Source organism: Tenuifilum thalassicum, assembly GCF_013265555.1.
In the GTDB taxonomy this organism is placed as follows: domain Bacteria; phylum Bacteroidota; class Bacteroidia; order Bacteroidales; family Tenuifilaceae; genus Tenuifilum; species Tenuifilum thalassicum.
Window position 1 is genome coordinate 952,170 of record NZ_CP041345.1, and the last position, 21,897, is coordinate 974,066.

Annotated in this window: 16 protein-coding genes; 14 read left to right on the forward strand and 2 right to left on the reverse strand. The window is 38.3% G+C overall.

Annotation, left to right across the window (positions count from 1 at the left end; all coding sequences use genetic code 11):
* Positions 1-23: 23 nt before the first annotated feature.
* Positions 24-728: a DUF2490 domain-containing protein gene (locus FHG85_RS03935; RefSeq protein ID WP_173073194.1), complete on the reverse strand. Its 705-nt coding sequence runs from the start codon at positions 726-728 to the stop codon at positions 24-26.
* Positions 728-3,025 carry a CotH kinase family protein gene (locus tag FHG85_RS03940; protein WP_173073197.1) on the reverse strand — a complete coding sequence of 766 codons (2,298 nt, stop codon included), beginning with the start codon at positions 3,023-3,025 and terminating at the stop codon, positions 728-730. Before FHG85_RS03940 ends, FHG85_RS03935 begins: the two co-directional genes overlap by 1 nt.
* Before the next feature lie 225 nt (positions 3,026-3,250).
* Here FHG85_RS03940 and FHG85_RS03945 point away from each other — a divergent pair, with 225 nt between their 5' ends.
* The 14 genes from FHG85_RS03945 (at position 3,251) to FHG85_RS04010 (ending at position 21,877) form a co-directional block, all read left to right on the forward strand.
* Positions 3,251-3,673, forward strand: coding sequence for a SoxR reducing system RseC family protein (locus FHG85_RS03945; RefSeq protein WP_173073199.1), 423 nt, complete (start codon positions 3,251-3,253; stop codon positions 3,671-3,673).
* Between the two features lie 19 nt (positions 3,674-3,692).
* Positions 3,693-4,559, forward strand: coding sequence for a Fe-S cluster domain-containing protein (locus tag FHG85_RS03950; protein ID WP_173073201.1), 867 nt, complete (start codon positions 3,693-3,695; stop codon positions 4,557-4,559).
* Between the two features lie 25 nt (positions 4,560-4,584).
* Positions 4,585-5,916, forward strand: a complete 1,332-nt coding sequence (rsxC, locus tag FHG85_RS03955; RefSeq protein WP_173073203.1) for an electron transport complex subunit RsxC — start codon at positions 4,585-4,587, stop codon at positions 5,914-5,916.
* A 28-nt stretch (positions 5,917-5,944) separates the two neighbouring features.
* Positions 5,945-6,949: an RnfABCDGE type electron transport complex subunit D gene (locus tag FHG85_RS03960; RefSeq protein WP_173073205.1), complete on the forward strand. Its 1,005-nt coding sequence runs from the start codon at positions 5,945-5,947 to the stop codon at positions 6,947-6,949.
* Positions 6,942-7,520 carry an RnfABCDGE type electron transport complex subunit G gene (locus tag FHG85_RS03965; RefSeq protein WP_173076744.1) on the forward strand — a complete coding sequence of 193 codons (579 nt, stop codon included), beginning with the start codon at positions 6,942-6,944 and terminating at the stop codon, positions 7,518-7,520. Before FHG85_RS03960 ends, FHG85_RS03965 begins: the two co-directional genes overlap by 8 nt.
* Complete coding sequence (gene rsxE / locus FHG85_RS03970) at positions 7,517-8,128, forward strand: electron transport complex subunit RsxE (RefSeq protein ID WP_173073207.1); 612 nt, start codon at positions 7,517-7,519, stop codon at positions 8,126-8,128. Before FHG85_RS03965 ends, rsxE begins: the two co-directional genes overlap by 4 nt.
* Positions 8,129-8,137: 9 nt before the next feature.
* On the forward strand, positions 8,138-8,713 hold the full coding sequence (gene rsxA, locus FHG85_RS03975) for an electron transport complex subunit RsxA (protein ID WP_173073209.1): 576 nt from the start codon (positions 8,138-8,140) through the stop codon (positions 8,711-8,713).
* A 229-nt stretch (positions 8,714-8,942) separates the two neighbouring features.
* The gene (locus FHG85_RS03980) at positions 8,943-9,947 is read left to right on the forward strand and encodes a PKD domain-containing protein (RefSeq protein WP_173073211.1); all 1,005 of its coding nucleotides are present in this window, start codon (positions 8,943-8,945) and stop codon (positions 9,945-9,947) included.
* Between the two features lie 46 nt (positions 9,948-9,993).
* Positions 9,994-10,713, forward strand: a complete 720-nt coding sequence (locus tag FHG85_RS03985) for a FadR/GntR family transcriptional regulator (protein WP_173073213.1) — start codon at positions 9,994-9,996, stop codon at positions 10,711-10,713.
* A 219-nt stretch (positions 10,714-10,932) separates the two neighbouring features.
* A complete protein-coding gene (locus FHG85_RS03990) occupies positions 10,933-13,965 on the forward strand; it encodes a SusC/RagA family TonB-linked outer membrane protein (RefSeq protein ID WP_173073215.1) in 3,033 nt (1,010 codons plus the stop codon).
* Between the two features lie 20 nt (positions 13,966-13,985).
* Positions 13,986-15,353, forward strand: a complete 1,368-nt coding sequence (locus FHG85_RS03995; RefSeq protein WP_173073217.1) for a RagB/SusD family nutrient uptake outer membrane protein — start codon at positions 13,986-13,988, stop codon at positions 15,351-15,353.
* Between the two features lie 164 nt (positions 15,354-15,517).
* Positions 15,518-17,830 (forward strand): heparinase II/III family protein, encoded by a 2,313-nt coding sequence (locus tag FHG85_RS04000; RefSeq protein ID WP_173073219.1) that lies wholly within the window; start codon positions 15,518-15,520, stop codon positions 17,828-17,830.
* Between the two features lie 28 nt (positions 17,831-17,858).
* Positions 17,859-19,556, forward strand: coding sequence for a polysaccharide lyase 6 family protein (locus FHG85_RS04005; protein WP_173073220.1), 1,698 nt, complete (start codon positions 17,859-17,861; stop codon positions 19,554-19,556).
* Positions 19,557-19,600: 44 nt separating this feature from the next.
* Positions 19,601-21,877 (forward strand): polysaccharide lyase 6 family protein, encoded by a 2,277-nt coding sequence (locus FHG85_RS04010; RefSeq protein WP_173073222.1) that lies wholly within the window; start codon positions 19,601-19,603, stop codon positions 21,875-21,877.
* Positions 21,878-21,897 lie beyond the last annotated feature (20 nt).

A 21,897-nucleotide genomic window follows, 5' to 3' on the forward strand; every position in this document is an offset into this window, starting at 1 on the left:
AGGTAACACTTTATACTACTATTTTAGTCCTTAGAGTCATTTTTGGATTTTGCCTTTTGAATATCGAAATTGTAATAAACACCTAATGTGTATGTTCTCAACGGATTATTAGTATTTAACTTGTCTTGCAGCTGGAAAAACAAATCGATGCTCGATTTTTTATTAAGGGGGTATTCTATTCCTGTTCTAAATCTAATTTTTGAAAATTCTTTGGTTTCGTTTGGCGAAACATCAAAATAAATTTCCGACTGTATAAAGGGTTCAATCTTTGACCCTTTTATGTTATACGATAGCTTAATACCCTCACGAAACTCTCTTTGTGTTTCAATGGAGTACCCATAATTGTATCGATTAATTAATCGGTGAAAGTAGTAAAATCGGTTCGATAGCTTAAATCGGCCTAAGCCAATATTTGTCCTAACATTTATTCCTAAACGGTGAGCGTTAAAGTACTCCCCTGGATCGTCGTGAAAACGGTAGTACCTATATGATATACCTAGCTGAAAAAGTTTGTGAAATTTAATTTTAGCATCGGTTTCAAGTATAAGTTTGTCTATACTCATATCATCTATCAACCTTATTTCTGGTGAAAAGGAAACATCAACTTTTTTTGAAAGAGAGAGGTTTGCATTAGCACCAGTCCAAAATGTGCGCGATACCTGGGAATAAGTATTCATTCCAAACAGTAAGCCAACGAGCAAAAGTGCAAAGGTTATAGAGCGTTTCATCAATTCGATTTTTTGTCAAAAATAACTTTTTGTGGCTGAATAACTAAATCCTGTTTGCCATGAAGTGTTATATAAATTAAGTAGATACCACTTGGAATGCCATTTGGCTGCCACTCATACTTTGTGTATGTTTCCTTTTTAATATCCTCCTTGGCGATAATTCTTCCTTGAGAGTTAATGATTGTGATGGTGTAATCGTAAGCTGGTTGGTACGATAAAGATATGGTTAACCTATTGGAAAACGGATTGGGATAGGTAATAATTTGTGGCAAAACCATTTCAAAGCGTTTCGTTGTTAACACATTGCTCAATCCAGGTGTTGGACTTAAAAGTATTTGAGGTAAACCCAAACCATCAGGGTAATACCCAAAACTAGCATTTTTATCGATGCTTCCAAATCTAAAACCATCAACCAGTTTATATCCATTTGAGGTTAGGGCAAACAAACCTATCTCTTCGCTTTGTTTGTTTAGTTTGAATGGAAGATGGTTTTCCCCTTTTTCTGGTTGTCCGTCGGCCCAAAGCAGCTTAAACTCACCAGGTTTGATTATTATATTGGGTAGAATGCATTTTGTTGGTTTTCCCAAAGTATCAGTAATAGTCATGCCATAAAGTGAGATTGGTGTTTTGCCATAATTGTAGAGCTCAATCCAATCGGAATAGAAACAGAATTCATCGGGGAAAGTTGATGTGTTCGAGGTCATCACTTCATTAATGCATAAAGGTAAATCGATTTGATTAAACTCAACCTCGTAAACATTTTCAAGTGGTTCCCGGGTTTTGTTACCATTTTTATCGGTTGCTTCAAAAAAGAAGCGGATTCGTTTTGTTTTGTCAGCCCAAGGGCCTATAGTGGTTTTAAAGTGGTTATTATTAGTGTTGTCCATCGATTTGCTTTTGTAGCCATCTTTATCGGTACAGTAAAATATCTTAAACTCTGCCAAATCTTCATCGTCAACATCAGCGGAAACTAAAATGGGAACCCTGTGGCCATAGGCTTGCCATGTAACATTTGAGATAATTGGCGGAATGTCACCGATGCTAAACTGCGAATTAGCATATTGAATGCGTTTTGTTACATAAGGGATTAAACCGTATTTTACATGTCCGCTTAATGCGGAGGTGAATGAGTTATAGAAATCGTCAAAGTTCCAACCATAATCGAGCGGCCTGTATGGGTCGGCTAATACATTATCCTCTATAGTTGATCGAAGCGCAAAGGCTTTTGTCTGTATGCTTTGAACCGAGAAATCGCCATTAATTAGTTTTTTTAGGTAAAAATAGTAACGATTCCGATACTCTTTAACAGCCAGAATGTTTTTGGTAAGCGGACGCAAATCGCTACTTGCCCATGAGGTAACACTTCTTTTAGCCCAGTCGATATTGAACCAATCTATTCCAAAAGTATTGTCGGTATCGTAAGGAATAAACTCAAATCGGCCAGTAGTAGTGTTTTTGTAAAGGTAAAAGTTGTTTTGATTGAATGAGTAGCCATCCCAGTTGCCAGTTAGCGCTTCAACTGCTAAATATTTCAGGAAGTTATTTACATTAAAAACGGGTTCGAGCTTTTCGGGGAGCTCTGAGATTGGAGTTTGGTTTAAAATTTTAATTAGTTGGGCAAGGTCAGAGTAATCATCTCTCTCGGCATTGGTTTTTAGGTCATATACCCTATGCCCATACTGGATAAGCTTGTATGCATTCGGATTGTCATCCCGATATGACAGGTTTGCAGGATAGAGGCACTTGTACAGATTACCATTACTGTTACTGAATCTTGATTTCACAAAATTTTCATCGATATGCTCAACATTAGCATATACGCCAAAGTATTGGTTGTTAATATAAAGTGCAACATGGTTGGCTCTTGGAGCTGGAAGACCTAATCCTGCCATTAAATCCCAAACCAGTTTTGAACGGATCAAAGAAGGATCGTTGTGTTCACCATTGAGGTTTAGCTTCTCAATCCCTTGAACCTTTTGTCCTATTACAAAAGTGTTGAACGAAACCTTAAACGATTTCTTTTTGGCATATCGCGATGTATTCCCCCTTAGCCTAAAACCAATGTTTTCAACTCTAATGGAGTATTTTGTCGATTTAATTTGAAAAGTTGCAGGGTACTCAATGTTGCTTTCCTCATTCCCAGGCTGAAGTATGATTTGGAGATACTCGGGATTAATTGTGATATCAACTCGAGGCACTTCACTATCGTCGTACAACGGATTAATGTTGTTGGTAGTTTGTGCAAAAACTTTAATGACGAGGAATAAAATAAATACTAGAGAAAAAACCTTTTTCAACTTATTAGATTTTATGAAAACACTAGGCAAATGTAAAATTTAAATGAAATCCAGTTTTTTGTACAGATAAAATAGGGGCAAAAAGTTTGCAATCGTTTGCAATATTTTGGTTAAAACATGGAGAAAAAATATTTAGAAAGATTCCAAATTAGCAAAGTGTTAATGAAATTTAAATAGTGTAAAGGAAAGAAATATATTTTTGTACTTGATTTTAAAAGGATAGGAATGTCTTCGAAACCTAAAGTAATAGAGCATTTAGGTCGAGTTGAAGCTATAACAACAAATGAAATTAGCGTTGTAATAGTTAGCCAATCGGCATGTGCAAGTTGTCATGCAAAGGGGGCATGTAGTGCTTCCGACGTGGAGGAGAAGCGAATTGTAGTTAAAAAACCAAATCATAACTACTCCGTAGGGGAAACAGTAAAGGTGACCATGAACCAATCGCTTGGATTTAAAGCTTTGTTTCTTGGATATTTACTACCGCTAATCATAGTGCTAGTAACCCTTTTTGTTTTTAGTGGTTTAGGATATACTGAGGCTCATGCAGGCATATTTTCACTATTGGTATTACCTCCATACTACTTGATACTTTATTTATTAAGGAATAAGATTGCGAAGGAATTTTATTTTGATATTGATAAAATATAAAGTTAAACCAGCCTAAATTATGAATTCTATTATTGTTACAGCAATTTTGGTACTTGGGATACTAGGCGTAGTGCTTGCAATAGTGCTATACCTGGTTGCACAAAAGTTCAAAGTAGTTGAAGATCCTCGAATTGATCAGGTAGAAGCAGTATTACCAGGCGCAAATTGTGGGGGGTGTGGCTATCCAGGTTGTAGAGGATTTGCCGAGGCGGTTGTTAAGTCCGATGATCTTTCGGCCTTGTTTTGCCCTGTTGGAGGAAACGACACTATGGCCAAGGCAGCTGAGATTATGGGTAAAACAGCCGAAGCAAAAGACCCCATGGTTGCAGTTGTTAGATGTTCGGGAAGCCCTGAGCATCGAAATCGTATTGTAGAATACGATGGGGCATCGTCGTGTAAGTTGGCAACGGCTCTATACAGTGGCGATACTGGTTGCCAATATGGGTGCCTTGGGCTTGGCGACTGTGTGGCAGTTTGTAACTTTGATGCCATTTACATCGATCCCGAAACCCTTTTACCTGTTGTTGACGAGGAAAAATGTACAGCATGCGGAGCTTGCGTAAAGGCTTGTCCTAAGTCAATTATTGAACTCCGTAAGAAAGGGCCCAAAGGGAAGCGTATTTATGTTTCATGTATCAACCAGGATAAAGGTGGTCCTGCTCGTAAAGCTTGCAAGGTGGCATGTATTGGATGTGGCAAATGTGCTAAGGTATGCCCTCACGATGCCATCACCATTGAAAACAACCTAGCTTACATCGATTACAATAAGTGCAAGCTTTGTAGAAAGTGTGTAGCTGAATGTCCTACTGGCGCAATACTGGAAATTAATTTCCCGCCAAGAAAGAAAAAGGTAGAAGGACAGACAGAAAATGTTGAAACTAAATAGTATAACCCCAAACATACCATATAAAATGTTGAAGACATTTTCCAAAGGTGGCGTTCATCCGCCCGAAAATAAATTCTCAGCAGATAAACCAATTGAGGTGCTACCACTGCCTAAAAAGGTGAGCATACCTATTTCACAACATATTGGTGCACCAGCTTCAATTATAGTTGCAAAAGGCGATAAGGTTAAAGTAGGGCAGCTTATAGCTAAAAGTTCTGGATTTGTTTCGGCAAATATCCATTCATCGGTTTCTGGAACAGTGGAATCAATTACTCCTGTGCTCGACAGTTCAGGGTATAAACGCCCAGCCATAACAATTGCTGTTGAAGGAGATGAATGGGAACCTACCATTGACCGCTCGCCCAATTTGAAGCGTGAAATAAGTATTGATGCTCAGGAGATTGTTAAAAAGATTGCCGAAGCTGGTATAGTTGGGCTTGGTGGTGCAACTTTCCCTTCGCATGTTAAGCTTTCGGTACCCGATGGGAAAAAGGCCGAGGTTCTTATTATCAACGGAGTTGAATGTGAGCCTTACTTAACCTCCGACCATCGACTTATGCTTGAGAAGGGGCATGAGCTAATGGTTGGTATTCAAATATTAATGAAGGCGTTAGGCGTTACTAAAGCCATGATTGGTATTGAAAACAACAAGCCTGATGCAATTAAATATCTTACTGATATTTCAGAGGAGTACCAAGGAGTAACCGTTCATGCATTAAAGGTAAAATACCCACAAGGAGGTGAGAAGCAGCTTATAAAAGCGCTTATTAATAGAGAGGTACCTTCTGGCGCATTACCAATTGAAGTAGGAGCTGTTGTTCATAATGTGGGAACAGCCTTTGCAGCCTATGAGGCTGTGCAGAAGAATAAGCCTCTTATTGAAAGAGTGGTGACTGTAACCGGGAAAAATCTTCCTAAACCTTCTAACTTTTTGGTTCGCATTGGAACGCCTGTAGACGAGCTAATTGAAGCAGCAGGCGGATTACCCGAGGATACTGCAAAGGTTGTAAATGGTGGTCCTATGATGGGAAAAGCGGTAAGCGATATTTCGATTCCTGTTACCAAAGGTACTTCAGGAATAATTGTTTTCCCCGCTAAAGAATCGAAGCGCAAGACCGAAGGCCTTTGCATTCGCTGTGCAAAATGTGTATCGGCCTGTCCTATGGGGTTAGAACCATACCTACTAATTAGAATGAGCCAACGAATGATGTTTGAGGAGATGGAGCATGAGCACGTGCTCGATTGTATGGAGTGTGGCTCATGTAGCTTTGAATGTCCTGCAAATCTTCCTTTGCTCGACTATATTCGATTAGGTAAAACAGAGGTAAATAAAATAGTTCGGAGTCGAAAGAACTAATTTCTTAACCAGCCAAACTAATTAAATAATGGATCGTAAACTTGTAGTTTCACCATCACCCCACGTTCATAGCGGCTTATCGACAAGTCAGCTTATGTTCAACGTGGTTTTAGCGCTTATGCCGGCATTTGCTGTTTCGCTTTACTATTTTGGCGTAGGTGCTTTATTTGTAACACTGCTTTCTGTATTATCGTGTGTTGCATTTGAGTATTTAATCCAAAGGTTTATACTAAAAGTTCGGCCAACCATTACCGATGGCTCTGCTATTGTTACCGGATTGCTTTTGGCATTTAATGTTCCAAGTAATTTATACTGGTATATAATTGTTGTAGGAAGCCTTTTTGCCATAGGTGTAGCCAAGTTAAGTTTTGGTGGTTTAGGTAGCAATCCTTTTAACCCTGCTCTTGCAGCCCGAGTTTTTATGCTGATATCTTTCCCTGTTCAAATGACAAGCTGGCCTTTACCCATTGAGTCGCGTTTGAAACTAATTGACGCTGCAACAGGTCCCACCCCACTTGCCATACTAAAGGAAGGACTTAAGAAAGGAGATACAATTACACAAATTGCCGATCAGATTCCTTCACACATGCAGCTTTTTATGGGAGTTATGGGGGGATCGTTAGGTGAAATCTCTGCCATCGCACTTCTTCTTGGATTTGCATGGTTACTTTACAAAAAGGTTATTACATGGCATATTCCAATAACAATCTTTACAACCATATTTGTATTTACTGGTATTCTGTGGTTGATTAATCCAGAAAAAAATGCCGACCCAATATTCCATCTTCTAACTGGTGGTGTTATGCTTGGTGCCATATTCATGGCAACCGATTATGTGACATCGCCAATGCACCCAAAAGGAATGATAATTTTTGGTATTGGAATTGGGTTGTTGACTGTAATTATCAGAGTTTTTGGGGCATATCCCGAAGGTGTTTCGTTTGCTATTCTTATTATGAACGCCTTTGTACCCCTATTAAACCGCTATGTTAAACCAAAACGCTTTGGAGAGGAGGTTAAACGAAATGGCTAAGGTAGAATCAAGTTTTAAGAACATGGCCTTGACCCTGCTGGTTATTACAGCCGTTGCATCAGCAGCACTTGGCCTTGTTTATCAGGTAACCAAGGAACCTATAGAACTCGCACAGCAAGCAAAAATAAATAATGCGATAAAAGCAGTCCTACCAGCGTTTGATAATCAACCTGCTAATGAATCTTATACCGTTCGAGTAGATGGGGGTGAACTAACCTTTTATCCCGCTACTAAAAATGGAGAGCAGGTTGGAGTTGCTGTAAAAACATTTACAAATAATGGTTTTGCTGGTCTTATTGAGCTGATGGTTGGTTTTCTTCCTGATGGAACGATTAATAAAGTAGTCGTAATCTCGCATAAGGAAACCCCAGGACTTGGCGATAAGATTGAACCCCAGAAATCTGAATTTAGCCTTCAGTTCGAAGGGAAAAACCCTGAATCTTTTAAACTTATGGTAAAAAAGGACGGTGGCGATGTTGATGCTATAACAGCTTCCACCATCTCTTCTCGTGCTTATTGCGATGCACTAACTCGAGCCTATAACGAATTTAAGAAAGGAGGTAAGCAATGAGTAAGATTGCCCAACTTACAAAAGGGATACTGAAGGAGAACCCCATATTTGTTTTGGTTCTTGGTATGTGCCCAACCCTCGCTACTACATCTTCAGCATTTAATGGTATGGGTATGGGGCTTGCAACCACATTCGTTTTAGTTGGCTCAAATGTTGTTATCTCCGCCATAGCAAAGCTGATTCCCGATAAAGTTCGAATACCTTCATATATTGTTGTAATTGCAACATTTGTTACAATAGTTGACCTGGTTATGCAGGCATATGCACCGGGACTATATGCTAACCTGGGCATTTTTATCCCCCTGATTGTGGTTAACTGTATTGTACTCGGACGGGCCGAGGCTTTTGCCAATAAAAATACCGTTTCTGATTCGTTCCTCGATGGATTAGGTATGGGTATTGGTTTTACCTTTGCGCTAACCCTTCTTGGCGGTGTACGTGAGATACTCGGTAATTTCTCACTGTTCGGCTTTCAGATTATTCCCAAATTGCCACCCTGGCCGGAGCATTGGTTCTTTCATAGCCCAATTCTAGTTTTTATCTTGGCACCAGGTGCATTTATTGCTCTTGCCTATCTGATAGCTATTTTTAATAGGTTTAAAAAGTAGGAGGTAGTCATGGAATACATAATAATTATAATTGCTGCTATTTTTGTTAACAACGTCGTTCTGGCTCAATTTCTGGGCATTTGCCCTTTTCTTGGGGTATCAACAAAGATTAACACCTCGATAGGTATGTCCGGTGCCGTAACCTTTGTGATGGTTCTTGCAACAATAGTTACCTTTCTCCTTCAGCATTATGTGCTTAACCCTTTAGGAATAGGCTTTATGCAAACTATCGTTTTTATTCTGGTAATTGCATCGCTTGTTCAAATGGTTGAAATAATCCTCAAAAAGGTTAGCCCTGCACTTTACCAGGCTCTGGGTATTTTTCTGCCTCTTATTACAACTAACTGTGCTGTACTTGGTGTGGCAATCCTTGTTATTAAGAAAAACTATAACCTGCTCGAAGGTGTTGTGTTTGCAGGTGCAAGCGCCATAGGTTTTGGATTAGCTCTTGTTATTCTTGCTGGAATCCGTGAGCACCTCGATTTGGCTAACGTACCAAAAGGAATGAAAGGCGTACCTATTGCTTTGCTTACTGCTGGTATTCTTGCACTTGCTTTTATGGGATTCGCTGGTATTGTTAAGTAATATTTTTAAATAAAATTGAAAAAAGCCTCCTAACGCAGGGGGCTTTTTTGTTATAAATGATATTGATATACAAATAGATACGGATTAGCGATTCAAAAAAATTCAAACTGGTTGAAATAAAACCAGAATTTGCTTGCAGATGCTTTTTTCTCACAATATATTTGGTCGACCAATTAATAAGAAACTGGTCAACCAATTAAAATTTTTATAACCTAAAACCTGAACAGTTATGAGATACAAAAAGCATTTTCAGTTAGCTATCAGGGGTGTTACATTAGTATCCTTGATAGCATTCATCTTTACAGCCTGTGAGGATGATTCTTACACTTATCTTTTTACTGATAAAAGTACTCCTGTAAGTAAGTTTACTCCGGTAATTAATGGTTTCGATGTAGAATTTCAAAACCAATCGGAGCACGCCACAACCTATTTTTGGGATTTTGGTGATGGGACAACATCAACCGACACCAATGCCGTTCATTCTTATAGTCAGAAAAATAAGTATATGGTTAAGCTTATTGCAAGCGATAACAACGGAGTAACAGATACCGCTGTACAGGAGGTGGCTGTAGGTTATCCATTGGCATCATTTACATATGTGGCAAATAAAACAACAGTTACTTTTACAAATACTTCTATTAATGCTAACAGCTATTCATGGGATTTTGGTGATGGAACAACCTCCACCGAAGAGAATCCAACTCACACGTTCCCCGATGGTGGTACCTATACTGTTGCATTAACTGCTAGCGATGGTGTTGATAACAATACTTTTACCCAGGATGTATTTGTGGTTGCTAAGTATCAGCCAGTCATAAAAAGCCCAAGTTTTGAAGGGTCTACAAGTGTGTATCGTAACGAGGAAACTGGTTGGTACTGGGTAGGATGCAGTGGTAGTAGTTCTCCCACACCTCCAGATGGAACTAATGCTTGTAAATTTGGATCTGCTGGAAATTTAATTGCTCAAACATTTGAGGTTGAAGCTAATACCGATTATATTCTTAGCTACTATTGGGTAACTAAAGCTGGTGGTACTATTGGAATTAAAATAAAAGTTACCGATGGTACAGATCATAACGTAATCTTATACGAAGGCCAAACCGGAGTAACTCCAAATGCTTCTGAGTATCAATCTGGCTCATTTGAGTTTAACTCAGGAAGTTCAACTAGTGTTCGCTTATGGTTTGAGTATGGCGATGTTGAGTCTCGACTCGATATGATTACTATTAAGTAGTTACTCTTTTGTAAATTAGGACGGTAAAACATTTAAATGCAAAGCAATGGATATTCTGGAAAGTTTAAAAACAATTGAGGTTGAAAGTCCTGTAAACCAGATAATCAAACAAATAAGAAGTTTGATTATAACAGGAAAACTAAAACCTGGAGATAAGTTGCCGTCCGAACGTAAACTTTCTGAATCGCTTGGAATTGGGAGAACTTATGTAAGAGATGCCATTAAAAAGTTAGAATTCTACGGCATTCTTAAAACAATGCCTCAAAGTGGAACTGTTGTTGCAGGTATCGATATTTCTGCCATGGAGGGTTTGATCTCTAACGTAATTCACCTTCATGATAACGACTTTTTCCATCTTGTTGAGACTCGCGTCTTGCTTGAGGTTTTTGCTTGCTCTCAAGCAGCTCTAAGAAGAACTGACGGAAATATTCTTGAACTCAAAACAGCGTTGTCCGATCATAAGAAAAGAGTTGAGGCAGGACTCCCAGGTGTAAAGGAAGACCTTAACTTCCATATCAAAATAGCCGAAGCTAGCCAGAATATGGTTGTTAAGTCGATGTTGCTAATTCTTATACCTGATATTATTGAAATTTACCGTAAACTCAATGTTTGTGGTGAGGGTCGATTTTATCAGTCATTTAATCAGCACGAGGAGATTCTTAATTGCATTATTAACCGAGATCCTCAAGGTGCCGAAACTAAAATGCGTGAGCATTTAAAACATGTATACGAATTTAGCAAGTCCTACAAGCAAGAATTACGTTAATTCTTGCTTGTGTTGTTTTTAACAGATAATAGATAAAACTACAATGATATGAATGGGAATAAGTTAAATAGTTCATAGATTAAAGTAGGAGCAGCTGGAACCTGCCCCTACCTAAAGAATTCCCCACCTATAGTAATGCCAAGCAATAAACGTGGGAAAATTAATCTACAAATATAGCTAAAAAGAAATTCTCTTTTTAATCTTAAATCCAAACCTAAAATGAAGAAACTAACAAGCCTAATAGTTTTTATGGTGGCTTTCATGAATATAGTTTGGGCTCAACAAGTTGAAATTAGAGGAACTATTGTTGATGCTAACACAAATGAGCCACTACCTGGTGCTACTATTATGGAGAAAGGCACCACAAACGGAACCGTTTCCGACGTAAAAGGTAATTTTGTTTTAAAGACCTTAAGTTCTAGCGGTTATATAACCGTTACCTTTGTTGGGTACCTTGGACAAGAATTTCAATTTAATGGTTCTACTTCTATTAATATTCAGCTTAAACCTGATGTTGCTGGTATTGAGGAGGTTGTTGTTATTGGTTACGGTACTCAAAAAAAATCACATTTAACTGGTTCCATTTCAAAGGTAACCAATGAGGGAATGGATCAAATTCCTGTATCTCGCGCCGATCAAGCCTTGATTGGTAAAGTTTCTGGTGTAAATATTCAAACAACAGATGCTACTGCTGGTGCTAGCCCAACTATTCGTGTGCGTGGTATTGGGTCTATAACAGCAGATGCTTCCCCTCTTATTGTTGTTGATGGGGTTGTTGTTGATAACGATTATTTGGGAAGCCTGGATATGAATGATGTTGAATCTTTTGAAATTCTTAAAGATGCTGCTTCGGCTGCTATCTATGGTTCAAGAGGTGGAAATGGTATCATCATGATTTCTACCAAGCAGGGGAAGGAGGGTCAAACCAAATTCTCATTTAATGGTTTTGCTGGCCCTAAATTCACTGCCGATTTTGATTATAGGCCATCTATCTCTGAGTGGAAACAGTTCGTTTTAGATAATAATGGAGGAGTTTTAACCGACAGAATGGCTTATATCGAGAAACTTGGGACTGAAACCGATTGGCAAGATGTAATGTTTGATGGTGGAACTATTCAAAACTACTCTCTTAGTGCCCGTGGAGGTAGCAAAAAAACTAAGTATTTCATTTCTGGAAGCTACCTATCCGATGATGGTGTTCTACTAACAGATTCATACAACAAAATGAGCGCCCGACTAAAAATTGATACTAAAGTAAATAAGATTATTGAATTCGGCGCTAATGTAAGCCCTTCGCAGACTTATAAAAGAGACTTCCCAATAGGTGTACACGATGCTTTACGTCAATCGCCTTGGCTACCCATTTGGCATGATGAGAATACGATTCAATACGTTGATCGCTCTAAATACCCAGATGTGCAAATAGGCGATTACGCAATGGAACGCCATTTCGATAATTATGACCTCTATAACGATGGTGGCGATACCGACATTAGTACAACTTCTAATGTTAACCCCTATGCTAAGGTTGTTGAAAGAAAATATACCGTTAAAGATTTCAAATTGCTTTCCAATGCATACCTACGTTTTCATTTGCTTGATGGGCTAACATTTACCTCAAGGGTGGCAGCAAATTATCGTCATCGTCAAGATGAAGAGTGGGTTGGTTCAAAAGCTCATAGGAATGGTACTTCGGCAATGGAATCGAACTACGATACCGATACATATACCTACTGGTTAAGCGAAAATATGTTTAGCTACAATAAAACTTTTGGTAAGCACGATATTAGCGCAGTTGCAGGTATGACATGGGAGAAGTGGAATACTGTTAGTGAAGACATGGAAGGAACAGGCTATCAGTTTGATTACATCCAAACCATTAATGCTGCTACTGTGATTGCTAATGCTGCTACCTACAAATCAGAAGAGTCACTTCACTCTATAATTTCTAGGTTTAACTATGCTTACGATAGTAAGTACCTATTCTCTTTAAGTGCAAGGTATGACGGAAGCTCACGCTTTGGTAAAGACACAAAATATGGTTTCTTCCCAGCTGCTTCGGTGGGTTGGAGAATATCCGAAGAGGAGTTCCTTAAAAACAATGATTTAATTTCAAACCTGAAAGTTCGTGTTAGCTATGGTGTAACTGGTAATAATTCAGGTATAGGCCGCTACGATGCTATTTCTAAACTATCTGCCGTTACAGCAATTGTTAATGGCAATGCGGTAACTGGTTTTAATCAAATTAATATTGCGAATAATGACCTCCGTTGGGAAAAATCAGTTGAGTTTACACCTGGTATAGATATAGGTTTTATGAAAAACCGTTGGAATTTTACTATTGATTACTATGTTCGCCGTAGCAATGACTTGCTTCTAAGCCAAGAAATACCATCAGTAACTGGGTTCACATCGGCTACTGTTAATATTGGCGAGGTTAAAAACAGCGGGTTTGAATTTGAATTCTTGGGTAGAGTTTTCAGCCAAAAAGATTTTTCCTGGACTACCTCTTTTAACCTTTCGCATAATAAAAATGAACTAGTTGATTTTGCTGGTGCTAGCGGACTAATAACCTATGTTGATGCAAAACGTCCAGCTGAGTATATCGCACTAGAAGGTTACCCAATTTCATCGTTCTATGGCTACGTTTACGAAAAGGATATTCCAAATGAATATCTTAAAAACCCATTCTACCCCATAGGTGGTAAAAGCCAAGACGTATACGTTAAGGATTTGAATGGTGATGGAGAGATTGATTCTGATGACAGGGCTATACTTGGTTCACCATACCCTAAATGGGTTTGGGGATTTACCAACACATTCCGTTATAAAGGGTTCGATTTCAGCTTTACGCTTCAAGGATCTCATGGTGCCAAGGTTCGCAATTTAGACCCTCAATACTTCGAGAATCAGTTTGCAAGCAACATGGATTATGTTGATACTTTCCCGGATAAGGATAAGGTGGTTCAACGAATCTTTACTGACCTTTGCGTGCAAGATGCATCCTTTATTGCATTACGCTCTATTAATTTAGGTTATACGCTTCCTAAAGCTTTGGCTCAAAAGTTAGGTATTGGTTCTGCAAGAATCTACGTTTCAGGATCAAATCTTATTTACCTAATGGCCGATAGCTATACCAGTTTTAACCCAGAAGGTGTTACCAATGATGATAGCCCTCTACGTGGTGGTTATCAGGTGGGTGCCGCTCCTTATGCTAAAGCCATGACTGTTGGTTTAAATCTTGAATTTTAATTGAAATGGAGGTAACAAAAATGAAAAAGAATATAATTATATCGCTCCTAGCAGGTTTGCTGATTCTAACTTCCTGTGAGGATTTTCTGGACCTTGCCCCAATCGATGAGATTGGAAGCAATGGATTCTATAAGAATACCGAAGAGGTAGAGGCAGGTGTGATTTCTATTTATGATGGTTTACAGGCCGTTGTTATGAATGAGTTTGCCCTTACCGAGATGCGCTCCGACAACACCAAAACAAAAAATAGTGAAGGTGATTGGGCCCAATTTGAGGACATGAATGTTTCTCCTACTAATGCCACTGTCTCTGAATATTGGAGTTTAAACTACAATGTAGTTTTTAGGGCTAATGTGGTTTTACAAAATTTGGATGCTGTTTCCGATGAGGCTAAGCGTAACCAGTTTGAGGGTGAAGCTAAATTTGCTCGTGCGTTGGCCCATTTTAACTTAGTTCGTGCTTTTGGCGATGTGCCTATTATCGATAAGGTTATTGGCCCTGAAGATAAGGACTACTTCTCTCGCAGACCTGCCGATGATGTTTACCAATTTATTATTGCCGATCTTACTGATGCTGCGTCTAAACTTCCTGGAAAAGATGAAATCGCTTTTGGACGTGCAACTAAAGGTGCTGCATACGCACTATTGGCTAAAGTTTACCTTACTGTTAAGGATTATGGCAAAGCTAACGATGCTATTAATGAGGTGCTAAAAGAAGGATATGCCTTAGAGGCTAACTATAATGATGTATTCTATAATGAAATGAATGATGAGATTATTTTCGCAATTCAGTATATCCCTGATAATACTGAAGATAGCGAGATATTCTCATACAACTTCACTTGGAAAGGACGTGCTAGTGGTCTGAACTACCCAACCGATGATTTACTAAACAGCCTTGAGGCAGGTGACCTTCGACAATCTACTTTGTTCTATTGGGAGCCACTTGCAGGCTCTTCGGGTCGATTTGAGTGTGGAAAATTCAGAGCATCTTCTTCTAACGAGGAACTAGGTGGCAACGATTGGATTGTACTTCGCCTTGCCGATGTTTACCTCATGCAAGCCGAGGCCATTATGGGTGCAGCAACTGCTACTAGCGATGCAACTGCTATTGAGGCTGTTAATAAAGTACGTCGTCGTGCTGGTCTTCCCGAAATAGTTGGCTCGCTTACTAAAGATCAGCTGTTAAAGGAACGTAGAATTGAATTAGCTTTTGAGAACCATCGCCTTTATGATCTTATTCGTTTTGGTGTGGCCGATCAGGTTATGGAAGCTTTTTCTAATACTACTGAAGCTAGCTTTGAGTACAACTCTAACAAGCTTTTATTACCCGTTCCTCAGCGTGAGATAAATCTTTATGATGGCCTAACACAGAATCCTGGCTATTAGTTTTTTAGTTTAGGGGATGGGGATATTCCCTCATCCCCTTTTATAAATTCTTTCTCTGTTTTACTAGTTTTTTGAGAGCACGATAATCTCATGGTAGTAGAATAATATGTTTTCATTGTGTTCATATTAACAAAGAGTAAGCAATCAGTACAAAAATCTGCAAAATGATTTCTTTTCAAGAAATAAATATACGAAAGCAAAACCTTGATTGGCGTAGTATCCTATTTTGCCTTTCCTTGCTTATTGCTTTATTATTCTCGAGTTTTGCCCGCTCTCAGGATATTTCTAAATTGAGTAAGCATGTCCCATCAAACAATGAGCTAATTGGCTTACTGAATTTGGAATTATATCCCGAGTTAAAACCTATCGCAAATGAGTTTGCTAAAGGAAATGAGGATAAAGCTTTAAAGGATCTTGCCGACTACTTTAAAGAACGCTTTTCGGAAAGGTATTTTTTCAGCTGGAAAAACTTTGACCAGAGGTTTAAGGAGTATAACTCGCTATACTCTGGTCGTGAAAAATTCCATGCTAAGAAAGCTGCCCAACACATGGATTTATATCCAGCTTATACCCAATGGAAGATTGGATTTGAAAATCTAAAAGGTGAAACAGTAAAGTCATACCCTTATCGTCATCTAACTCGTCAACATAGTGCACCTAGTATAGCTCTGATGTATCACTATTCTGGAGATGTCAAGTTCCTGAATTACATTCCAGAGCAGGCCCGCTCATTAAACGTTGCATTTAATCGAAATGAGTATGAAACCATTAAAGACGGGAATGGCGCTTTCGAGGCATATCGAGCAGGGAATAGGATGTTTAACTGGTTAATGGCTCATCAAATTCTTCTAGCATCGGAGAGTTATACTACGGAGCAACAGATTGAGATGATTAGAACCTTTGTTCATACTGCTAACCAATTATACATTCACAATAAGAAGTATAGGGAAGGAAATCATCAAACTCGTGGTATGAGTGCTTTGGCTATGCTATCGATACTCTTACCCGAATTTAAAGGAGCAGAGCAGTGGCAAAAGAGGGCATTTGATTTTCTGGAAGAACATCTGGAAAAAGAAGTTTACCTCGATGGTTTCCAATTTGAACGTACCGTACATTACCATGTTGATGATATTGACAACTATTTCTATCCATGGCAGCTGGCAAAATTGAATGGAGTACAGCTCAACCCGATCTGGGATCAACGGGTTCCTGCTATGTTTGATGTGCTTCTCAAAATTGCCCTGCCTAACAAAAAGTGTCCTGTCCTACAGGATGATACTGATAAGCCTTTGGCCGAATTTAATCAAATTGATGATGTTATGGCACTTGGAGTGGCCCTGTTTGGAGAACCTCAATATAAGTATTTTGCTTCTTCAAAAATTTCATCCAATTACTACTGGTTCCTTAGATCCGATCAAATAGATAGACTAACAAAGACAGGCAAAAAGAAACCACAGGTTGAATCATGCTCATTGCCCAATGTTGGCTACTATGTAATGCGAAATGGTTGGTCTAAAAAGTCCTCTTATGCCATCATTTCGGCTGGATTAACACCTGAAAAACCCGATCACCAACATGGTGATATGCTAGGTATTCAAGTATATGCAAACGAAAATGTCCTATTACCCAACTATCAGGTTAGGTATTATCAAAACGATTTACCTCAGTTTAAGAACTCATGGACCAAAAATGTGGCTTTAGCAGATTCTATTCCACAGGGTAATAACTGGAAAGGTAATAAAGGGAGCAGTGGATTTGGTAAGTACTTAACTCTACCCAAGCCCAAGGTTATTGCTTGGAAATCGAACAATGAATTCGATCTTTTCATTGGTTCACATAATGGGTATGTTGAAAATGGTATTGAGACTTACCGAACTGTATTCTTTTTTAAAAAAGGTGGATTTTGGTTTGTTGATGACTATTTCGTTGCAATAGAAGGAACGCACTCTACCCAACAGGTATGGCAAGGCCACTACGATATGGTTAATAATTCCCGCCATATTCAATCCATATTTCCCAATGGGAGTGGTCTTGAAATTATTCAGCTAGGTAGCGATTCTTTAAATATCGTAAAAGGATCGGCTCGAAGTAAGGGTAGGTTAATCTTTAGCAAGAATTTTATAGGTCAAACTAATTGGAATACTTTGCTTTTACCCTTTAATAGTTTTGATAATCAGCTTTCGGTTAAAAGTTATGATTCTTTTAAATATAATGGTTGGAGTATTCTTCAAGGAGAAAAGCAACCTAAAAAAATTAAAACTGATGCTAGGGTTACTATCAGTAAATCAAATCGATATCTTTTAATCAATGCTACGTTTGCTCAGCTTGATGATTTAAAGATTGACTTGAATACAGCTGCAAATATTTGGGTCAGCAATACCGATAATAGTGTACAGCTTACAAACTGCAGTGTAAAAACTATTAAGGTTAATGGGATACAAGCTGAACCTGGCGAAACATTAACATTTAAAAAGTAAGCCTTTAATTATGTTTTAAACTATTGATATGAATATTTATAGGAGCATAAGAATACTATTAATTTTGATCTTATTTGGAAGTTTTACTTCTCAGGCTAAGATTTATCATGTTTCCACATTTACCGAGCTTGAGTCAGTAATTATCTCCTTACTCCCCGGAGATACTGTTCTGCTGGCGGCCAAGGAATGGAACAATGTAACCCTTACATTTAAAGGAGAAGGAACGCCCGAAGCACCAATTGTTTTTGGCGCAGAGGTTCCTGGGCAAACATTTCTTACAGGAAGTAGCAGAATCCAAATATCTGGTAAATGGCTTGTGGTTCGTGATTTCATTTTTAAAGATGGCAACATTTCTAATAGCTGTTCAATTGTTGAATTCCGGACAGACTCCGATGAGTTAGCTTATAATTGCAGGCTCACAAATGTTTCTATATTATCTTATAATCCTACCAATAAGGATATTGATACCAAGTACGTTTCCCTATATGGAACCAACAACAGGGTAGACCATTGTACTCTTTTGGGTAAAACAAATTCTGGGGCTACGCTTGTTGTTTGGCTCGATGAAACACCTGATTACCATTTAATTGATCACAACTATTTTGGACCTAGAGAAGATCTTGGATACAATGGAGGGGAAACCATTCGTATTGGAACAAGTGATTGGGAGCGCTATAATTCAAATTGTATAGTTGAGTATAATCTCTTTGAGGAGTGTGATGGCGAAATAGAGATAATATCAAATAAGTCTGTAGGAAATCATTACAGATATAATACTTTTGACCGATGCGAGGGTACTCTTACTCTTCGTCATGGCTCCGACTGCTGGGTTTATGGCAACTTCTTTTTTGGTGATTTGTCTAAAGACTGCGGTGGAATACGTATTATTGGCCCTGGTCATAGGGTATTTAATAATTATCTTGAAAATCTTAATGGAACATCTTATCGTGCTGCAATTTCTTTAGTAAATGGAATACCCGATTCTCCTGCAAACGGATATCGACAAGTCGATGATGCTCGTGTAGGATATAACACAATTATAAATTGCAAGGAGCCATTCGCCATTGGTGCTGGGGTTGATGAGGAGAAAACCCTGCCTCCTATTAATTCTTATATTGAAAACAACCTAATTGTTGCCCGAAGCGGTTTAGATCTAGTAAAAGATTATGCTTCAACCGATGGCGTTTCATGGAAAGGGAATATCCACAATGCCGATAAAATAGGAATTACAGCTGATGGATTTATAAAAGCTGAACTACCAATGATAAACGATGGGACCCTTTACCGTCCCGATGATGGAAATCCTGCAATTGGGGCTGCACTAAATGGTGTTTTTGATACAATAACTGTTGATATTGATGGACAATCGCGTCCGCTTAATGGTAAGGATATTGGTTGCGACCAGGTTTCTAACAATCCAGTAGTTATTAAACCGCTTACAAATAAAGACGTTGGCGCGCATTACGATAGCTCAACTTATGCCGATAAAATTCTTCTTCCAAAACATATAATAAAAATTGAAGATGGTGTTGCAAAACTCTACTTTGAACGCACTGATAGTTACATGGTTTCATTTTATAGCATGATGGGGCAGGAACTTTCAAAAAAAGCTGTGTCTGGTAATTTCTACGTTCAAAACATTGTAAGTTATCCACCTGTTTTTGTTGTAGATATTAGAAGTAGTAACAGTCGATATGTCACGAAAATAATTAATAACAGTTTCTAATAATAACTTAATAACAAATGAGTACCTCTAAATATTTTGAGAATATGAAATTTAGAAATGTGAGAAGTTCAATTTTAAATGGTAGAATGAACTTCATAAGCATGATTCTTTTTGCTACGCTTCTTACATTAAACAGTGGGTGTAGTAATTCAAACCAAATACTTGTTTCTGATGTAAATGAGCTTAATCAGGCTATAAAAGATGCAAAGCCTGGTGATAAAATAGTGCTTAAGAATGGCAATTGGAAAGATGCTGAATTGCTAATAAATGCAAAGGGAACTCCCGAAGATCCCATTATTATTACTGCACAGGAAAAGGGAAAAGTATTTTTGACAGGACTTTCAAATCTCAGAATTTCAGGTGAATATGTAGAGGTTTCTGGGTTGGTCTTTAAAGATGGTTACACACCAACAAGTGAGGTTATCTCATTTAGGGAGAAGAAAGGCGTTTATGCGAACCATTGCAGGCTTACCGAATGTGTTATCGACAATTTTAACAATCCTGAAAGGGAGAATACAGAGTTATGGGTTGCCCTTTATGGTAAAAATAATAGGGTTGACCATTGCTATTTTACTGGCAAGCGCAGCAATGGTGTAACGTTTGCAATTAGAATGGTTGATGAGGCGTGTCGTAATAACAACCATCAAATTGACCATAACTACTTTGGTTATCGCCAAAACCTTGGATCAAATGGTGGCGAAACCATGAGACTTGGGACCAGCCATTACTCATTGTCAACCTGTGGGGCAAATGTTGAGGCTAATTACTTTGAGTATTGCGACGGTGAGCATGAGATCATTTCAAATAAAAGTTGTGGAAATACATTTAAGAACAATACCTTTTTTAAATGCCGTGGTACCCTAACTTTTCGCCATGGCCATGATAATACTGCCGAAGGAAACTTCTTTATTGGAAATGGAAAAGATCACACTGGTGGTATTCGTATTATAAATGAAAGAAACAAAGCCATTAATAACTACTTCTACAACCTGAAGGGCTATCGATTCCGTGGCGCGCTTGTTATAATGAATGGTATCTATAACTCGCCAATTAACCGTTACAATCAGGTTATTGGTGGTGTGTTCTCAAACAATACTTTTGTAAACTGCGATCATGTTCAGCTTTGCGCTGGTAGCGACAGTGAGCGTACTGCGCCTCCTATCGATAGCAAAATTGAGAATAATGTTTTCTACCACGATTCTAAAGATAATATTTTCACAGTTTACGATGACATTAGTGGCATATCTTTCTCTAACAACTATATCAATACTGGAGTTAAACCATTGTTAAAGGATGGTTTTACGGTAGTTGACATGAAGCTAGTTGAAAACGAAAGTGGGTTTCTTTTCCCAGTGTCGGATCAAATAAAAAATGCGGGTTGCTCTCTTAGTTCCCCTGTGGCAACCAAAGAGAATACTGGTGTAACATGGTATCCTATCGTAAATGAGGAACTCACTTTTGATAATGGCAAGGTTATCAAAATTGAACCTGGTTTGAATTCACTTTTCGATGCCGTTGAGAGTTCGGAACCTGGCGATATTATTATTCTTGCTAAGGGTGAGTATGTGAATAGTAAGGTTTTGAGTATTAAACACCCTTTAACCATTAAGTCGGAAAAGGAAAAAGAGGCATCCATTCTTTCGGAAAAAAACAACATGTTCCAGATTGAAAATGGGGGAGCTTTAAAACTTATTGGTGTTAAAATAAGCGGAAGCGAATCGCCCGATATGGCTGGGAATAGCATTATCTCTACTAGTAAGTACTCCATGAACCGTAATTATAAGCTAATTGTTGAAAATTGCGACATAGAAGATCTTACTGTAAATCACTCCTTCGATTTTCTAAGAATTTATAAGAGCACCTTTGCCGATTCCATTGTTTTCCGCAATTGTAACTTCCTTAACGTTTCTGGTAATATTGCATCTCTCGATAAGGAAACCGACGACTTAGGTATTTATAATGCAGAGTATGTGGTTTACGAAAACTGCACCTTTAAAAATATTGGAGGTGTTATTCTTAATCTCTACAGGGGTGGAACAGATGAAAGTACTTTTGGCCCAATCCTAAAATTTGTAAATAACAAGGTTTTCAATTCAGGTAAAAATAAGCGTAATAAAATAGGCTGTAGCTTATACCTGCATGGGGTTCAATGGGCTAAAATTGATTCTTGCAATTTTATTGATAGTGCCCCAATAAAGTTGAATTTATCGAAGGACGAACCAATCATAAAGTTTTCAAATATTAATATTTACCCTAAAGTTTCGATTATTTCGAATTCAAATGAATTCTCATTAATAAACCTAACTCATAAAAAGCAATAACATTTATTCTTGGCATGATG

Excerpts from the sequence above, each read along its gene's own strand:
- FHG85_RS03980 (WP_173073211.1), top strand. The coding sequence starts at position 8,943 with ATGAGATACAAAAAGCATTTTCAGTTAGCTATCAGGGGTGTTACATTA.
- FHG85_RS04005 (WP_173073220.1), top strand. The coding sequence starts at position 17,859 with ATGAATATTTATAGGAGCATAAGAATACTATTAATTTTGATCTTATTT.
- rsxE (WP_173073207.1), top strand. The coding sequence starts at position 7,517 with ATGAGTAAGATTGCCCAACTTACAAAAGGGATACTGAAGGAGAACCCC.
- FHG85_RS03990 (WP_173073215.1), top strand. The coding sequence starts at position 10,933 with ATGAAGAAACTAACAAGCCTAATAGTTTTTATGGTGGCTTTCATGAAT.
- FHG85_RS03960 (WP_173073205.1), top strand. The coding sequence starts at position 5,945 with ATGGATCGTAAACTTGTAGTTTCACCATCACCCCACGTTCATAGCGGC.
- FHG85_RS03945 (WP_173073199.1), top strand. The coding sequence starts at position 3,251 with ATGTCTTCGAAACCTAAAGTAATAGAGCATTTAGGTCGAGTTGAAGCT.
- FHG85_RS04000 (WP_173073219.1), top strand. The coding sequence starts at position 15,518 with ATGATTTCTTTTCAAGAAATAAATATACGAAAGCAAAACCTTGATTGG.
- FHG85_RS03995 (WP_173073217.1), top strand. The coding sequence starts at position 13,986 with ATGAAAAAGAATATAATTATATCGCTCCTAGCAGGTTTGCTGATTCTA.
- FHG85_RS04010 (WP_173073222.1), top strand. The coding sequence starts at position 19,601 with ATGAAATTTAGAAATGTGAGAAGTTCAATTTTAAATGGTAGAATGAAC.
- rsxA (WP_173073209.1), top strand. The coding sequence starts at position 8,138 with ATGGAATACATAATAATTATAATTGCTGCTATTTTTGTTAACAACGTC.
- FHG85_RS03935 (WP_173073194.1), bottom strand. The coding sequence starts at position 728 with ATGAAACGCTCTATAACCTTTGCACTTTTGCTCGTTGGCTTACTGTTT.
- FHG85_RS03950 (WP_173073201.1), top strand. The coding sequence starts at position 3,693 with ATGAATTCTATTATTGTTACAGCAATTTTGGTACTTGGGATACTAGGC.
- FHG85_RS03985 (WP_173073213.1), top strand. The coding sequence starts at position 9,994 with ATGGATATTCTGGAAAGTTTAAAAACAATTGAGGTTGAAAGTCCTGTA.
- FHG85_RS03965 (WP_173076744.1), top strand. The coding sequence starts at position 6,942 with ATGGCTAAGGTAGAATCAAGTTTTAAGAACATGGCCTTGACCCTGCTG.
- rsxC (WP_173073203.1), top strand. The coding sequence starts at position 4,585 with ATGTTGAAGACATTTTCCAAAGGTGGCGTTCATCCGCCCGAAAATAAA.